This window comes from Nonomuraea sp. NPDC005983 (assembly GCF_040614375.1).
GTDB lineage: Bacteria > Actinomycetota > Actinomycetes > Streptosporangiales > Streptosporangiaceae > Nonomuraea.
This window is the reverse complement of record NZ_JBEXUP010000001.1, coordinates 1-13,616: the sequence shown is the minus strand read 5'-3', so window position 1 is coordinate 13,616 and position 13,616 is coordinate 1. Positions and strand designations below refer to the sequence as shown.

The following is a 13,616-nucleotide window of genomic DNA, read 5'->3' as shown; positions in this document are numbered from 1 at the left end:
GCCTCTCTAGACGAGTGCTCTGGCCACGTAGATCGTCCGTGGCGGGAAGTAGTCCACGACGATCACGATCGAACCGACGGAGATCTCCTCGTCAGGCACGCTCGGGTGGGCGTAGAAGGCCTCGACGCCCCCTCTGATCGCGACCATGACCTCGCCGACGAGGCCAGGGCCGATCTTCCCGGTGACCCTGCCCTGCTTGCCGACCACTGAGCTCCCCCCGTCGTGATATTCCGGACGGTACTCCAAACAGGCATTCGCGGTAACAGTCCGCGCAAAATGTTTCCCGGACCGCTGCGCGGCTCAGCGCCCCGTTCACGGCCCGTCATGATGATCGCCGAATGAGCGACATCAGCGCGCGTCGTGCGCGCGAACTCGGGATGGACCGGCCCATTTCGCGCCGTGACTTCTTCGACGGCGTCGCCATGGTCGCGAGCGCCGCGCTGCTCGCCGGAGGCCGCTCCGGCTCCGGCGGCACCACCTCGTCCGCCACGACGGCGCAGGCCGCCGGGGCGCCCGCGGGGCTGACCGGGCTGCAGGGCGGCACCCCGGCCGCGCTCGGCGTCCCGCACGCGCTGCGCGACGGACGTTTCTGGCAGTACGCGGGCACCCCGGAACCGACCGGCGAGAGCTACGACCTGGTGGTGGTCGGCGGCGGCATCAGCGGGGTGAGCGCGGCGTTCGAGTGGCTGCGGCGGGAGCCGGGAGCCCGCGTCCTGATCCTGGACAACCACGACGAGATCGGCGGGCACGCGCGGCGCAACGAGTTCCACCCCGAGGGGCGCGGCGGCCCCCTGGTCGGCTACGGCGGCTCGCAGTCGATCGAGGCGCCCTCGGCGTGGACGCCGGAGGGCAAGGCCGTCCTCGAACGGCTCGGTGTCGACCTCGCGCGGTTCGACGGCTACTTCGACCGCGACCTGTACGCCCGGCACGGCTGCCACGACGGCGTGATGTGCGACAGGGAGACCTTCTCCGCGGACCGGCTGATCCGCTACGCGCCCGGCGTCACGGCCGAGGAGTGGGTCGGCAGCCTCCCGATCGCGGAGCAGGCCAGGAGGGACCTGCTGAGGCTGTACACGAGCCCGCCCGACTGGTTCCCCGGCCTGTCGCGGGAGCGGAAGGAGGAGCGGCTCGCCGGGCTGACGTACTCGGCGTTCCTGCTGGACGTCTGCGAGGCGCACCCGGACGTGGAGCGCTTCTGCCGGACGATGTCCAGCGACGAGTGGGCCTACGGCACCCAGGCGTTCGGCGCGATCGACGCCTGGGGCAGCGCCTCCGGCTGGGACTACCCCGGCTTCCAGGGCCTGGGGCTCGACCCCGGCAGGCCGTCGCGGTTCAACTCCCCGTCGCTGAAGAAGGCGTGGGGAGCCCGTGACCTGGACGTCCACCACTTCCCCGAGGGCAACCAGGCGCTGGTGCGGATGATGCTGGGCCGGATGATCCCCGGCTTCGCCGGCTCCGCCACCATGGACGGCGTCACCACCGCCGCCTTCGACTACGGCAGGCTGGACCGGCCGGGCAACCGGGTCCGCTTCCGACTGTCGAGCCCGGTGGTCTCGGTGCGCAACGACGGGCGTCCCGACACCGCCACGACCGCGACCGTGGGCTACTTCGACGGGCACGCCGTCAGGACTGTGCGCGCCGGGGCGGTGATCATGGCGTGCTGGAACGCGGTCATCCCGTATCTGGTCCCGGAGCTGCCCGCCGAGCAGAAACAGGCGCTGAGCCGGGCGGTCAAGATGCCGCTGCTGTACGCGACGGTGCAGCTGCGCGACTGGCGGGCCTGGCAGCGGGCGGGCGTCCGCAGGGCCCGTTGGACGGGCGCGTACTGGTGCGTGACGGAGCTGGACCACCCGGTCAGCGTGCCCGGCTACTCCTGCCCGCGGGAACCGGGCCAGCCGGTCCTGGCGCACCTGGTCGCCGCGCCCTGCCAGTCGGAGCTGGGCCCTGCCGAGGGAGCCGTCGCCGGGCGGCGGGCGCTGCTCAGGACGCCCTACAGCCACCTGGAGTACACCGTCCGCGACCAGCTCACCCGGCTGCTCGGGGCGGACGGCTTCGACCCGGCCAGGGACATCGAGGCGATCACGGTCAACCGCTGGGGACACGGGTACGCGCCCGAGTACTGCAGGCCGTGGAACCGGTTCTACCCCGACGGGCCGTTCCCCGCCGAGACCGCCCGCCGGCGTTTCGGCAGGATCGCCGTCGCCAACTCCGACTCGGTTCCCGCCGCGTACGCCGACGCCGCCATCACGGCCGCCCACCGCGCCGTCGCCGAACTGTCGGCCTGAAGGCCGCGCTCCCGGCGGGCGACCCTAGCCGCCCACCGCGCTGAGGCTGGCCTCCCAGAGTCGTTCGGCCAGCGCGGCGTCCGACATCCCGGACGAGGCCCGCTCCTCCCTCCCCTCGGCGAAGTAGCGCCCGGAACGCTCCAGGCCGTCCGGATGGGTGGCGAGGTGCACCAGCGTGCGGGCGCCGTGCTCGGGCGGCTTGGCGTACCCGGGCAGCGCCAGGAACAGCCGCATCAGCAGGCTCCCGCCCGCGAACCCGGTGCGGATCACCCCGGGGTGGAAGCAGGTGGCCGCGACTCCGCGCCCCGCCAGCGCGACCGTGAAGAGGGCGTTCGCCTGCTTGGTGTCGCCGTACTGGAGCCAGCCGTTCCACCGGCGCCGCTCGCGCGACAGGTCGCCCGGGTCGAGCTTTCCGGTCCTGCCCGCCCGGGACGTCGTGGTCACGACTCTGTCGACCCGGTCCGTCAACAAATGGGTCAACAGGAATGGAGCGAGGTGGTTGACCTGAACCATCAGCTCGTGCCCATCTCCGGTCGTCCGCCTGCTGGTGCTCATCACACCGGCGTTGTTCGCGAGCACGGCGATCCGCCCGTATCGCCCGCGAAGCTGGGACGCCAACTTTCGCACCTCGTCAAGCGAGGTGTAATCGCAGGTCAGGACGTCGGGTTCGGGCCCGGTCAGCCCGCTGGCGACGGCCTTGAGCCGCGTCTCGTCCCTGCCCACCAGGACCACCTTGTGGCCCAGACGGGAAAGCCCGGCAGCGGCGGCAGCACCGATCCCGGCACTTGCCCCAGTAATCACGCTAATCATCGTGTTCCTCCCACTGCGCCGGAACCTTAATCGGTGCTAGTCTCCTGTGCGATCTTCCGGAGGTGGATTTACACAAGCTGTGGAAATGCCCCTCGACTTCGAGGTTGGGACATGGGCTCGCAAAACCGGTCAATTCGGTTCAAGATCTTCTTATTGCTGCTGCTACCCCTCCTGTCTCTCAGCGTGCTCTGGGGCTTCGTGCTCAACCTCACCGTGGGCGACGGTCAGGCCCTCCTGAGAGCCGACACGCTGTACCAGACGATCGGCGTCTCCTCCACAGAGCTGGGGCTTCAGCTCCAGGCCGAGCGGTCGCGCACCGCCGTGGCCGTCACCAACCGTGAACTCACCGAAGATCTGAGCGCGCAGCGCGCCCGCACCGACAAGGCCATCACGGCCTTCGGGAAGTCCGTCGAGGAGGCCGGCGACGCCATCTCCGGCGGGCTGCGCGGCCCTCTTCACACCTTGACCGCCGAGCTGGGCCGGCTCGGCTCCGTCCGCGCGTCCATCGACGGCGGCATCAACTCCCGCCTCGCCAGCCTGAACGACTACAACCGCGTGCTCGACCTGCTCTTCCGGGTCTACGACCACCTCGTCTCCCTGCCCGACCTGTCGATCTCCCAGCAGGCCGCGGCGATGCAGGCCATGGGCAACGCCCGCGAGATCATCGCCAGGGAGCACGCGCTGATCAGCGGCGCGCTCATCGACCACCGGCTGACCGAACCCGAGATCGGCGCCTTCACCGAGTACGTCGCCAGCCGCAGGTTCCTGCACTCACGCGGCATGGCCGAGCTCGACGTCACGCTGCGGCAGCCGTACGAGGACATCTTCGAGAGCGAGCCGTTCCAGAGCCTCACCGCGATGGAGACGAGGATCGTCAAGACCGGCTCCCCGCCGCCCGACACGGCGTGGAACGGCGCCCTCGACAAGGTCTCCAGTCAGCTCGACAAGGTCGGCCTCTCCTCCACGAAGGCGCTGGCAGACCGCTCGGTCGCAGCCGCCACATCGATCCTGGTGCGGATCGGGGTGGCGGGCGTCCTCGGTTTGATCGCGGTGCTCGCCTCCATCATCATTTCGGTGCGCTTCGGCCGCCGCCTCGCCGGTGAGCTGGCCGGGCTGCGGGTCTCGGCGCTGGAACTGGCCGAGACCCGGCTGCCGAGCATCGTCGAGCGGCTGCGCGCGGGCGAGGAGGTGAACGTCAAGAAGGAGGCGAGGCCGATGAAGGTCAGCGGTTCCGCCGAGATCGTCGACGTCGCCAGGGCCTTCGGCTCCGTCCAGCGCACGGCCGTCCAGGCGGCCGTCGGTCAGGCCGCCATGCGGCGCGGCGTCGGCCAGGTCTTCCTCAACCTCGCCCGGCGCAAGCAGGGCCTCCTGCACCGCCAGCTCGGCCTCCTCGACGGCATGCAGCGCCGCACCCACGACCCCGACAGGCTGGAGGAGCTCTTCCGCCTGGACCACCTGACCACCCGCATGCGGCGGCACGCAGAGAGCCTGATCATCCTGTCGGGCTCCGCGCCGGGCAGGGCGTGGCGCAGGCCGGTGCCCGTCATCGACATCGTCAGGGCCGCCGTCGCGGAGGTCGAGGACTACACCAGGGTCACCGTCGAGACCATGCCCGAGACCGCGTTCGACGGCACCGCCGCCGCCGACCTGACGCACCTCGTGGCCGAACTGGTCGAGAACGCCACCATCTACTCGCCGCCCGACACCGGCGTGCGGATCCGCGGCGACGTCGTGAGCAACGGCTACGCCATCGAGGTGGAGGACAGGGGGCTGGGCCTGTCCGCGGGCGAGTACGCGGCCTACAACAAGCTGCTGTCCTCGCCACCCGAGTTCGACCTGGCCGACAGCGACAGGCTCGGCCTGTTCGTGGTGGCCAGGCTGGCGGAGCGGCACGGCGTCGATGTGACGCTGCGCCGCTCCCCCTTCGGCGGGAGCACGGCCATCGTGCTCGTGCCACGCACGCTGATCGCCGAGCAGACGGCGCTGCCGTCCGGCGACCAGGCGCCCGCGCTGCCCAGCCGTACCAAGAAGAAGGCGCTCGCCGTGGTGAGCGACGGCACCCACGCCGGCCTTCCTCGACGGGTACGGCAGGCGAACCTGGCGCCCGCGCTCAGGGCGGACCCACCTGAGCAGGATGGGAAGACAGATCGCTCTCCCGACGAGGTACGCGACCTGTTCTCCGCGTTCCAGCGGGGAACCCAACGCGCCCGAGAAGAAGGCAATGAGGAGGGGGAGGCATGAGTGTGCCGACGACCAACACTGGTGAGCTGAACTGGCTGCTCGACGACCTGACGAACAGGGTCGCCTCGGTACGGCAGGCCGTGATCCTGTCGACCGACGGCTTGGCGGTCGGACGCTCCAAGGGGCTGACCCGCGAGGACGCCGAGCACCTGTCGGCCGTCGCCGCCGGGTTCCAGAGCCTGGCCCGGGGCACCGGACGGCACTTCGGCGGCGGCGACGTCCGGCAGACCATCGTGGAGATGGAGACGGCGTTCCTGTTCGTGACGGCGGCCGGGCAGGGCACCTGCCTTGCTGTGATCGCCGACGCCAACGTGGACGTCGGCCACATCGCCTACGAGATGGCGATGCTGGTCAAGCGTGTCGGTCAGCACATCTCGACCAACCCGCGGACGTCATGAGCGACGCCCCCCAGTGGCTGGACGAGGACGCGGGGCCGTTCGTCAGGCCTTACGCCCTCATCCGCGGTCGCACGAGGCCGTCAGGGGAGACCCTCGACCTCATCGCGACCGTCCGGACCGTGGGCGAACCGCCGCCGGACCTCGGTCCAGAGCAACGGCACATCCTGCGGGCGGCGCGTGCCCCGATCTCGGTGGCCGACGTGGCCGTCGAGCTCGACCTGCCCGTCGGCGTCGTCCGGGTGCTGCTGGGCGACCTGCGTGACAACGGCCTCATCTCGGTCACGTCCCCCTTCGCAGGGCGCCGTACGAGTGAGCGCACTCTCAAGGAAGTGATCAATGGACTCCGTGCTCTCTGAGGACCCGGTCGCGCTGAAGATTCTCATCGCCGGGGGCTTCGGGGTGGGCAAGACCACCCTCGTCGGGTCGATCAGCGAGATCAAGCCGCTGCGCACCGAGGAGGTGCTCTCCGACCGCGGTATCGGCGTCGACGACCTCGACGGCGTCGAGAGCAAGACCACCACGACCGTGGCGATGGACTTCGGCCGCATCACGATCCGCGACGGCCTGGTCGTGTACCTGTTCGGCACCCCCGGGCAGGAGCGGTTCTGGTTCATGTGGGACGAGCTGTCGTACGGCGCGCTCGGCGCGGTCGTGATCGCCGACACCCGGCGGCTCACCGACTGCTTCCCCTCGATCGACTACTTCGAGCAGCGCGGCACGCCCTTCGTGGTGGCCGTCAACTGCTTCGACGGCGCCGACCGGCACGGCGTCGAAGACGTCAGGATCGCCCTCGACCTGGACGACGACGTCCCCATCCTGCTGTGCGACGTGCGCCGGCGCTCCTCGGCCAAGGAAGTCATGATCACCCTGGTCGAGCACTCGCTGCGGACCCTGACCGCGGCCGGCTAGAGCGCCCTGAGCCCGTTGATCACCTCTCTGAGCAGGCTCTCCGTCGGAGACGCGCCCTTGCCCACGGGCATGCGCACCTGCACCAGGCCGTAGTCGAGAAGGTCGCCGAGGAGCACCCTGACCACCCCCACGGGCAGGTTCAGCTCCGCGGCGACCTCGGCCACCGCCCTGCCCCGACCGGCCACGAAGGCCAGCAGTCGCCGGTGCTGGACGCTCAGCTCGGCCTTGCCTGGCACGGGCAGCCCCGTCGGGGCGACCGTCGCCAGCAGGTCGATCGAGGGCGACGACGATCTGGTCCGCCCGCGTGCCACCGCGTACGGCCGCACGACGGGCCCCGCCTCCTCGTCCACCCATTCCTGCTCGCGGCTCACTATCGGCTTCCCCCATCCTGGTCGCTGTCCTGCCGCCCGCGCTGCCAGCCCGACTGGAGCGAGGAGAGCAGCGCCCTGGTCTGCTCAGGCGAGCGGTCCTCCACAGGCGGCTCGGTGGGGGGCACCTGCTTGAGCTGCTCCGGCAAGCTGGCCTGCCGGACGCGGCGAGGCAGACCCGAGTCCTGCGAGAGCGCGGCGGCTCCCCGCTTGGCTGTGCGGACCCGGCGCGGGAGCTCTCCCGGCCCCGTATCGGTCCTGACCACCGACACCGACACCGGCTCGAACTCCGGCAGGTCCATCGGCGTCGGCAGCGGCTGGACGAGCGCCGAGGGCACCAGCACGATCGCGGTCGTCCCCCCGTACGGTGACGGTTTGAGCGTCACCGCCACCCCGTGCTTGGCCGCCAGCATGCCGACCACCGCGAAGCCCAGCCGCTCGGTCTGTGCCAGGTCGAACTCGCGCGGGTTCGCCAGCCGCTCGTTGATCGCCCGCCGCTCCTCGGGGCTGATGCCCAGCCCGCGGTCCTCGATCTCCACCGCGAAGCCCCTGCCGACCAGTTCGCCGCGCACCGACACCTCGTTGCCGGGCGAGGAGAACGACGTGGCGTTCTCGATCAGCTCCGCGAACAGGTGCATGAGGTCGGCCACGGCCTCGCCCGACACGCCGGACTCCGGCATCGGGTAGACGCGCACCCGCGTGTACTCCTCGACCTGGGCGGCGGCGCCGTTCAGCACGTCCTCGACCGGGATGACGCCGCGCCACCTGCGGCCGGCCGCGCCACCTGACAGCAGCACCAGGCCCTCGGCGTGGCGGCGCATGCGGGTGGTCAGGTGGTCGAGCTTGAACAGCCGCTCCAGAGCCTCGGGCTCCTCGGTCTGGCGTTGCATGTCGTCCAGCATCTTGAGCTGGCGTTGCAGCAGCGACTGGCTGCGTCTGGCGAGGTTGCGCAGCGCCTCCGACACGCCCTCGCGCAGCTTCGCCTGCCCGACGGCGGCGTCCACGGCGGTGTGCTGGACGCTGTCGAACGCGGCGGCCAGGTCGGCGACCTCGCTCGTGGCCTGGTCGCCCACCTTGATGGGCGGCACCTCGGTGGCCATGTCCACCTTGTCGCCCTTGCGGAGCTTCTCCACTACGTCGGGCAGCCTGACCTCCGCCAGGTCGAGCGCGGAGACGCGGAGCGAGGCCAGCTCACGGGTGATCCGCCGGCCCACCCGGATCGAGATGACGACGGAGAACACGACCGCGATGAGCCCCACCGCGCCCGCCACACCGGCCCGGATGAGGATCGACATGCCCGCCGGCTGCAGCCGGGCGAGCAGCCTCTCGCCCGCGCGCCAGACGCCCTGCGTGTACTCCTTCAGCACCGGGTCGGCCAGGCCGCGCCACATCTGCATGTCGACGGGCTTGCCCATGAGGTACGAGTCCAGGGCCCGTTCCATGGTGGCGTACCGGGACGAGGTGGCGAGCTTGTCGAACGGGGCCCGCAGCTCGGCGTCCATGTTGGCCATGGCCTTCGGGAACAGGTACGTCCTGGTGCCGTCGATCCTGGCCAGCAGGTGCATATCCGCCATGCTCGGCTTGCCGTTGGCGGCGACGATCAGCGCGTGCTCTCTGGTCAGCAGCTCGCGCACCTGGTCGGCGGCGATCAGGCCCTGTGCCTGCCTGGCCAGTTCTACGTCGGTGCTCGCGGTGAAGGTGGAGTAGAGCACGTGGATGGAGTCGGAGATGGAGTCGTACTCGCCCAACAGCCGCGACGGGCTCAGCTGGCCGCCGTCGACCTTTCGCCTGATGTCGGACAACCGGTCGACCGCGGCGAACGCCTCCTTGAGCCTGGTGCTCATCTCGAACGTCAGCGCCGACTGGACACTGCCCGACTGCGCCTCGTCGCGCAGCTTCTGGTTGCTCTTGTCGGTCTTGCCGCGGGCGGCGGCCAGTTCCGCGGGATCGGTGGCGGTTCCGGCGAGCCGCTCGGCGGACGCCAGCCGCTCCTCCTGGAGCCGGGAGACCAGGCCGTCGGTGTTGTTGATGACACCGGTCCAGATCGTGTCCGCCCTCAGCAGGTTCAACGCCTCGCCGAAGGTGCTACTGGCGGCGAAGCCCCAGAGCGCGATCAAGGAGATCAGAGGGACGACGAGCAGCGTCGAGATCTTGAATCTGATAGATCTGCCCGATGCCATGGACACCCGCTCCCGGATAGAAGATCGCGGGAGAGAATAGCATCGAAACGGGTGTGATTAAGATCAACTAGCGATAAATCTGTGATATGTCGGGAAATTGACGGCTTTGGTCCAGGTGAGTCGCACCAGCCAGGCCGCCAGCACGGCCAGCACCGCGACCTCCGCGCCCAGCAGCAGCCGCTCCACCAGACCGATCAGCACCCGCTCGCCGGGCAGCGCCACGTAGGTGATCGCCAGCAGCCCGAACCCGCAGGTCAGCGCCGTCCACTCCATCACCCGGGCCACCGGCTTCCAGGCCACGTCCGCGGCGAGGCGCGGCACCAGCAGCGTGGCCGCCGCCGGGAGGCTGACGAACGCCGCCACGCTGACGTAACGGTGGATCTGCGCCGTCAGCGTCAGGTCCGCGCCGATGGGCGTGGTCGGGACCACCGCGGCGACGACCAGCGCCCCCGACCACACCATCAGCAACCTCTCCGGCAGCCCCCGCACAGGCGCCCCCGCCGCCCGCAGCCCCCCGAGCAGCGCCAGCGACCCCACGCCCAGAACCGCCATCGCGACCTCCGTGACGCCCCCGCGGTCGGACACGGCGTACTCGCTGATGGTCACGTTCATCGGGTCGAGGTAGGGGTCGGGGACGAGCTGCCCGACCACGATCGCGACGACCGAGAAGACGATCGACACGCACGCGATCAGCGGGTAGAACCTCTTGACTGCGGCCATGCCCACACCCTCCCGCGCCGCCGCATCCCCTCACATCAGGCCCCACCCCTGACCCGACCCTGACCCACCCCCGAACGCCGACCCCTGGACACCCTGCCTCTGCACGCACGACCCCCGGACACCCTCAAAGCACCTGGCCAAGACGCAGGCGCGCCCCTCAAAGGCAGGCCCAGGGCCTGGAGATCGCCTGGGGAATCACGCCTCGCCAGGGTGGATGGCCCGGGCGTAGCGGTGGCGGATCTCCGGGGCCGGGGGCGCCTCGTAGGTCTCCGGCTCCTCCAACGTCCACGCCGGCGGCTCCTCGGCTCCGGTGAGGAGCCAGGCGGCCTGGCGGGCGGCGCCGTCGGCGACGTACTCGCCCGGCGGCGGGACCGTCACCGGACGCCCGAACACGGTGGGCGCGATACGGCGGACGGCGACGGAACGGGCGCCGCCGCCGATGAGCAGCACCCGCTCCGGCGGGAGGCCCAGGGCGTCGAGCGCGTCGGCCAGCCCGCACAGCATGCCCTCGACCGCGGCCCGCGCCAGGTGGGCAGGGGTGGCGGTGGCCAGGCGCAGGCCGTGCAGGGAGCCGGTGGCGTCGGGCAGGTTGGGCGTGCGCTCCCCTTCGAGGTACGGGACGAGCGTCAACCCGTCGGCCCCCGGCGGCGCCTGGAGGGCCAGTTCTCCGAGCCGGTCGAGGTCGGTGCCGGTGAGAGCGGCGGCGGCGTCGAGCACCCTGGCCGCGTTGAGCGTGCACACCAGCGGCAGGAACCGGCCGGTGGCGTCGGCGAACCCGGCGACGGCGCCGCTCGGGTCGGCGCTCGGCCGCTCGGCCACCGCGAACACGGTGCCGGACGTCCCGATCGACACCGCCACGTCACCGGGCCGCGCCCCCACGCCCAGCGCGGCGGCCATGTTGTCGCCGGTGCCCGGCGCGATCCGGACGCCCGCCGGAGCGGCCGCCTCATCGACCGGGCCCAGCACCCTGGGCAGCAGCGGGACCGCGCCGAGGGCGGCCTTCAGGAGGTCGGTGCGGTAGGCGCCGGTGAAGGGCGACCAGTAGCCGGTGCCGGAGGCGTCGCCCCGGTCGGTGGTGAGGCGGTCGAGGGCGGGCGGCGGGGCGTCACGCCAGGCGGCCGGGTCGAAGTGCCCCAGGGCGAGGGCCCCGGCGAGCCGCCAGGTGAGCCAGTCGTGCGGCAGGCAGACCGCGGCCGTGCGGCGGGCCGAGTCGGGTTCGTGCTCGGCCAGCCAGCGCAGCTTGGTCACCGTGAACGCCGCGACGGGGACGGACCCCACCGCGTCGGCCCACGACTGCGGCCCGCCCCGTGAGGCCACGAGGTCGGCGGCGGCCTGGGCCGAGCGCGTGTCGTTCCACAGCAACGCGTCGCGCACGACGTTTCCGGACTCGTCGAGGCACACCATCCCGTGCTGCTGGCCCGCCACGCTGATCGCGGCGACGCCGTCGAGCCCTCCGGCCTGCGTCAGGGCCTCGATCAGCGCCTGCCACCAGTGCGACGGATGGACCTCCGTGCCGCCGGGATGCGCCGCCCGCCCCTGGCGCACCAGCTTCCCGGTGACGGCGTCGCGGATGACGACCTTGCAGCTCTGCGTGGACGAGTCGACACCGGCGACCAGGGCCCCTAACCCGGGCATTTCATCGTGCATAGCCCCGATGCTCCCCCGAGGCGTCGGACCTTCACAAGCCCGAGGGATCGCGCCCCACGCTGATCTCCTCGGCGATCTTGCGGATCTCGGACACCTCGAGGCCGGGCGCCTTGGGCAGCTGGCGCAGCAACGCGTCCATGACCACGGGCACGGGCTGGCCCGCCATCTGCCCGGCGATCCCGTGAACCGTCATGAACAGAGCCTCTTCAGTGTCGCGCATCCGTGTCTCCTCGTTCGATTACCGGGAGCGATTACCGGGGAGAACGCTACGACGTGTCGCCGACAGTTTTCGCGCTAACGCTCCAGCGTGTTCCGCACGGCCGTGCAGATCTCGTCCAGAGAGCGCACCTGCTCGGGTGTGAGCACGTCGAACAGGCTCCGCCGCACCTCCTCCACGTGCCCGGGAGCTGCGGCGGCGAGCGCGGCGAAGCCGTCCTCGGTCAGGACGGCGGTGTTGCCGCGCCGGTCGTCGGAGCAGCGCGCCCGGCGCACCCAGCCGCGCTCCTCCAGGCGGGCGACCGCGTGCGAGAGCCTGCTCTGCGAGCTCTGCGCCCTGGCCGCCAGCTCGCTCATCCGCATCGAGCGCTCCGGCGCCTCCGAGAGCGCGACGAGGATCATGTAGTACGTGTGCGGCATGCCCGCGTCGCGCTGCAGCTGGCGGTCGAGCGCCTCGTTCACGAGCTGCGTGGCCGACAGGAAGGCCCGCCAGGCGCGCTGCTCGTCGTCGTCCAGCCATCGGGTCATGACTGGCAGTTTAGTTGAACTCTCATATACTTTTTAGTTGAACTCTCATATACTTGGGGGTAGAGCGGACAGAGAGGAGCTCACCATGCCGGTCCAGCGGCTCAACCACGCGGTCCTGTATGTACGCGACGTCGAACGCAGCGTCGCCTTCTACCGCGAGGCCCTCGGCTTCGAGGTCGTCATGGGCATGCCGGGGGCGGCCTTCCTGCAGGCCGAGGGCTCCAGCAACGACCACGACCTCGGCCTGTTCGAGATCGGCGCCCAGGCGGGCCCGTCGCCCGCCGGGCGTTCCACCGTCGGCCTCTACCACCTGGCGTGGGAGGTCGACACGCTCGACGAATTGGAGCGCGTCGCGTCCAAGCTGCGCGAGCTGGGCGCGCTCGTCGGCGCGTCGGACCACAGCACCACCAAGGCCCTGTACGCGCACGACCCCGACGGCCTGGAGTTCGAGGTGTCCTGGCTGCTGCCGGCCTCGCTGATCACCGAGGAGGTGCTCGCCGCGCGCGCCACCGTCCGCCCCCTGGACCTCGCGGCCGACAAGGAGCGGTACGGCAGCCAGACGCGCGGCGGCCTGGGCGTCTCGATCCCGGCCGAATACACCTAGGCCGGCCGGCGGCCTGGCTACGGACTTCATCCCGGTGTCCATGCGATGTGCGTGGTGGCGATCCCCATGTTCATGCCCGGAGACTCATGGCGCACGCTGTCGTCCATCGGGTGGGGCGCAACGGCGACCACCCTCGACGGGTGGGCGGTGACCAACGGCGGCTGGTGGTGCGGGATCGGCGTCACCGCCTCCTGGAACTGGTAGACAGCCACACTGCACCCACGCACGCGCTGGCCGTCAGGCTCGTTAACGACTGGATGCGCCCGGCTACGACGATCGGCCAGCCACGTGAACAGGGCCTTCGCGGCGACGGCGTCGCTGCGAAGGCCCTGTTGATCAGGAGGGGTTGTCAGGCGAAGGAGACGGCGATCAGGGCGATGGCGGAGCCGGCGAAGACCACGGTGTTGCGGATGTAGGCCTGGGCTCGCACCCAGCGGGGGAAGGCGTTCTCGGCGGCCTTGAGGAACGGCGCGACCTCGACGCGGGCCAGTTCCGGGTCGCCCTTGCGGCGGAAGGCGGCCTGCACCGACTTCACCGCGGTGAGGTTGCTGTAGACGATCCCGGCGTTCATCAGCAGGACGAGCGAGGAGAAGATCCAGGTCATCAGTGGGGCCGGACCGGTGCCGGCGAAGTTCAGGGCGGCGGTCGCGGTCATGATCACGGCGACGGTGGCCGGAGCGGCGGTCTCGTGACCTCCGGCGTCGAAGCGG

The 13,616-nt window shown here is 71.0% G+C and carries 16 protein-coding genes; 7 read left to right on the top strand and 9 right to left on the bottom strand.

The annotated features are described in order from the left end of the window. Positions 1 to 6: 6 nt before the first annotated feature. On the bottom strand, positions 7 to 207 hold the full coding sequence (locus ABZ297_RS00080) for a hypothetical protein (RefSeq protein ID WP_355336947.1): 201 nt from the start codon (positions 205 to 207) through the stop codon (positions 7 to 9). 131 nt (positions 208 to 338) lie between these two features. Here ABZ297_RS00080 and ABZ297_RS00075 point away from each other — a divergent pair, with 131 nt between their 5' ends. Beyond that, entirely contained in the window at positions 339 to 2,285 is a 1,947-nt protein-coding gene (locus ABZ297_RS00075; RefSeq protein ID WP_355336945.1) for an FAD-dependent oxidoreductase, read from the top strand. 24 nt (positions 2,286 to 2,309) lie between these two features. On the opposite strand, the gene ABZ297_RS00070 is transcribed toward ABZ297_RS00075, so the two are convergent. Beyond that, positions 2,310 to 3,095: an SDR family NAD(P)-dependent oxidoreductase gene (locus ABZ297_RS00070; RefSeq protein WP_355336943.1), complete on the bottom strand. Its 786-nt coding sequence runs from the start codon at positions 3,093 to 3,095 to the stop codon at positions 2,310 to 2,312. A 153-nt stretch (positions 3,096 to 3,248) separates the two neighbouring features. Here ABZ297_RS00070 and ABZ297_RS00065 point away from each other — a divergent pair, with 153 nt between their 5' ends. From ABZ297_RS00065 to ABZ297_RS00050, 4 genes are read left to right on the top strand one after another with little or no spacing between them, the layout of a single operon-like run. Then, positions 3,249 to 5,336, top strand: coding sequence for an ATP-binding protein (locus ABZ297_RS00065; protein ID WP_355336941.1), 2,088 nt, complete (start codon positions 3,249 to 3,251; stop codon positions 5,334 to 5,336). Beyond that, on the top strand, positions 5,333 to 5,734 hold the full coding sequence (locus ABZ297_RS00060; protein WP_355336939.1) for a roadblock/LC7 domain-containing protein: 402 nt from the start codon (positions 5,333 to 5,335) through the stop codon (positions 5,732 to 5,734). The genes ABZ297_RS00065 and ABZ297_RS00060 overlap by 4 nt, the downstream gene beginning before the upstream one ends. Continuing rightward, the gene (locus ABZ297_RS00055) at positions 5,731 to 6,090 is read left to right on the top strand and encodes a DUF742 domain-containing protein (protein ID WP_355336937.1); all 360 of its coding nucleotides are present in this window, start codon (positions 5,731 to 5,733) and stop codon (positions 6,088 to 6,090) included. The genes ABZ297_RS00060 and ABZ297_RS00055 overlap by 4 nt, the downstream gene beginning before the upstream one ends. Then, entirely contained in the window at positions 6,071 to 6,643 is a 573-nt protein-coding gene (locus tag ABZ297_RS00050) for an ATP/GTP-binding protein (RefSeq protein WP_355336935.1), read from the top strand. The genes ABZ297_RS00055 and ABZ297_RS00050 overlap by 20 nt, the downstream gene beginning before the upstream one ends. Here ABZ297_RS00050 and ABZ297_RS00045 read toward each other — a convergent pair. The 6 genes from ABZ297_RS00045 to ABZ297_RS00020 all read right to left on the bottom strand — a co-directional run bounded on the left by ABZ297_RS00045 (position 6,640) and on the right by ABZ297_RS00020 (position 12,302). After that, the gene (locus ABZ297_RS00045; RefSeq protein ID WP_355336933.1) at positions 6,640 to 7,014 is read right to left on the bottom strand and encodes a DUF742 domain-containing protein; all 375 of its coding nucleotides are present in this window, start codon (positions 7,012 to 7,014) and stop codon (positions 6,640 to 6,642) included. The two genes, ABZ297_RS00050 and ABZ297_RS00045, sit on opposite strands and share 4 nt — an antisense overlap. After that, positions 7,014 to 9,191 carry a nitrate- and nitrite sensing domain-containing protein gene (locus tag ABZ297_RS00040; protein ID WP_355337490.1) on the bottom strand — a complete coding sequence of 726 codons (2,178 nt, stop codon included), beginning with the start codon at positions 9,189 to 9,191 and terminating at the stop codon, positions 7,014 to 7,016. Before ABZ297_RS00040 ends, ABZ297_RS00045 begins: the two co-directional genes overlap by 1 nt. A gap of 63 nt (positions 9,192 to 9,254) precedes the next feature. Continuing rightward, positions 9,255 to 9,911 carry a DUF998 domain-containing protein gene (locus ABZ297_RS00035; protein WP_355336931.1) on the bottom strand — a complete coding sequence of 219 codons (657 nt, stop codon included), beginning with the start codon at positions 9,909 to 9,911 and terminating at the stop codon, positions 9,255 to 9,257. Positions 9,912 to 10,106: 195 nt separating this feature from the next. Beyond that, positions 10,107 to 11,546 (bottom strand): FGGY family carbohydrate kinase, encoded by a 1,440-nt coding sequence (locus ABZ297_RS00030; RefSeq protein WP_355337487.1) that lies wholly within the window; start codon positions 11,544 to 11,546, stop codon positions 10,107 to 10,109. Positions 11,547 to 11,589: 43 nt separating this feature from the next. Continuing rightward, positions 11,590 to 11,778: a hypothetical protein gene (locus ABZ297_RS00025; RefSeq protein ID WP_355336929.1), complete on the bottom strand. Its 189-nt coding sequence runs from the start codon at positions 11,776 to 11,778 to the stop codon at positions 11,590 to 11,592. Between the two features lie 74 nt (positions 11,779 to 11,852). Next, positions 11,853 to 12,302, bottom strand: coding sequence for a MarR family transcriptional regulator (locus ABZ297_RS00020; RefSeq protein WP_355336927.1), 450 nt, complete (start codon positions 12,300 to 12,302; stop codon positions 11,853 to 11,855). An 85-nt stretch (positions 12,303 to 12,387) separates the two neighbouring features. Between ABZ297_RS00020 and ABZ297_RS00015 the strand changes: the two genes are divergently transcribed. Together ABZ297_RS00015 and ABZ297_RS00010 are read left to right on the top strand one after the other, a co-directional pair. After that, positions 12,388 to 12,906, top strand: coding sequence for a VOC family protein (locus ABZ297_RS00015; protein WP_355336925.1), 519 nt, complete (start codon positions 12,388 to 12,390; stop codon positions 12,904 to 12,906). Between the two features lie 54 nt (positions 12,907 to 12,960). After that, a complete protein-coding gene (locus tag ABZ297_RS00010; RefSeq protein WP_355336923.1) occupies positions 12,961 to 13,110 on the top strand; it encodes a hypothetical protein in 150 nt (49 codons plus the stop codon). Between the two features lie 145 nt (positions 13,111 to 13,255). Here ABZ297_RS00010 and ABZ297_RS00005 read toward each other — a convergent pair. After that, the coding region (locus tag ABZ297_RS00005) for a hypothetical protein (protein ID WP_355336921.1) at positions 13,256 to 13,616 on the bottom strand (361 nt) is incomplete at its 5' end.

Bases quoted from the DNA above. Each gene is read 5' to 3' on its own strand.
- ABZ297_RS00050 (WP_355336935.1), top strand. From the start codon at position 6,071: ATGGACTCCGTGCTCTCTGAGGACCCGGTCGCGCTGAAGATTCTCATC.
- ABZ297_RS00040 (WP_355337490.1), bottom strand. From the start codon at position 9,191: ATGGCATCGGGCAGATCTATCAGATTCAAGATCTCGACGCTGCTCGTC.
- ABZ297_RS00075 (WP_355336945.1), top strand. From the start codon at position 339: ATGAGCGACATCAGCGCGCGTCGTGCGCGCGAACTCGGGATGGACCGG.
- ABZ297_RS00020 (WP_355336927.1), bottom strand. From the start codon at position 12,302: ATGACCCGATGGCTGGACGACGACGAGCAGCGCGCCTGGCGGGCCTTC.
- ABZ297_RS00055 (WP_355336937.1), top strand. From the start codon at position 5,731: ATGAGCGACGCCCCCCAGTGGCTGGACGAGGACGCGGGGCCGTTCGTC.
- ABZ297_RS00015 (WP_355336925.1), top strand. From the start codon at position 12,388: ATGCCGGTCCAGCGGCTCAACCACGCGGTCCTGTATGTACGCGACGTC.
- ABZ297_RS00035 (WP_355336931.1), bottom strand. From the start codon at position 9,911: ATGGCCGCAGTCAAGAGGTTCTACCCGCTGATCGCGTGCGTGTCGATC.
- ABZ297_RS00070 (WP_355336943.1), bottom strand. From the start codon at position 3,095: ATGATTAGCGTGATTACTGGGGCAAGTGCCGGGATCGGTGCTGCCGCC.
- ABZ297_RS00025 (WP_355336929.1), bottom strand. From the start codon at position 11,778: ATGCGCGACACTGAAGAGGCTCTGTTCATGACGGTTCACGGGATCGCC.
- ABZ297_RS00030 (WP_355337487.1), bottom strand. From the start codon at position 11,546: ATGCCCGGGTTAGGGGCCCTGGTCGCCGGTGTCGACTCGTCCACGCAG.
- ABZ297_RS00060 (WP_355336939.1), top strand. From the start codon at position 5,333: ATGAGTGTGCCGACGACCAACACTGGTGAGCTGAACTGGCTGCTCGAC.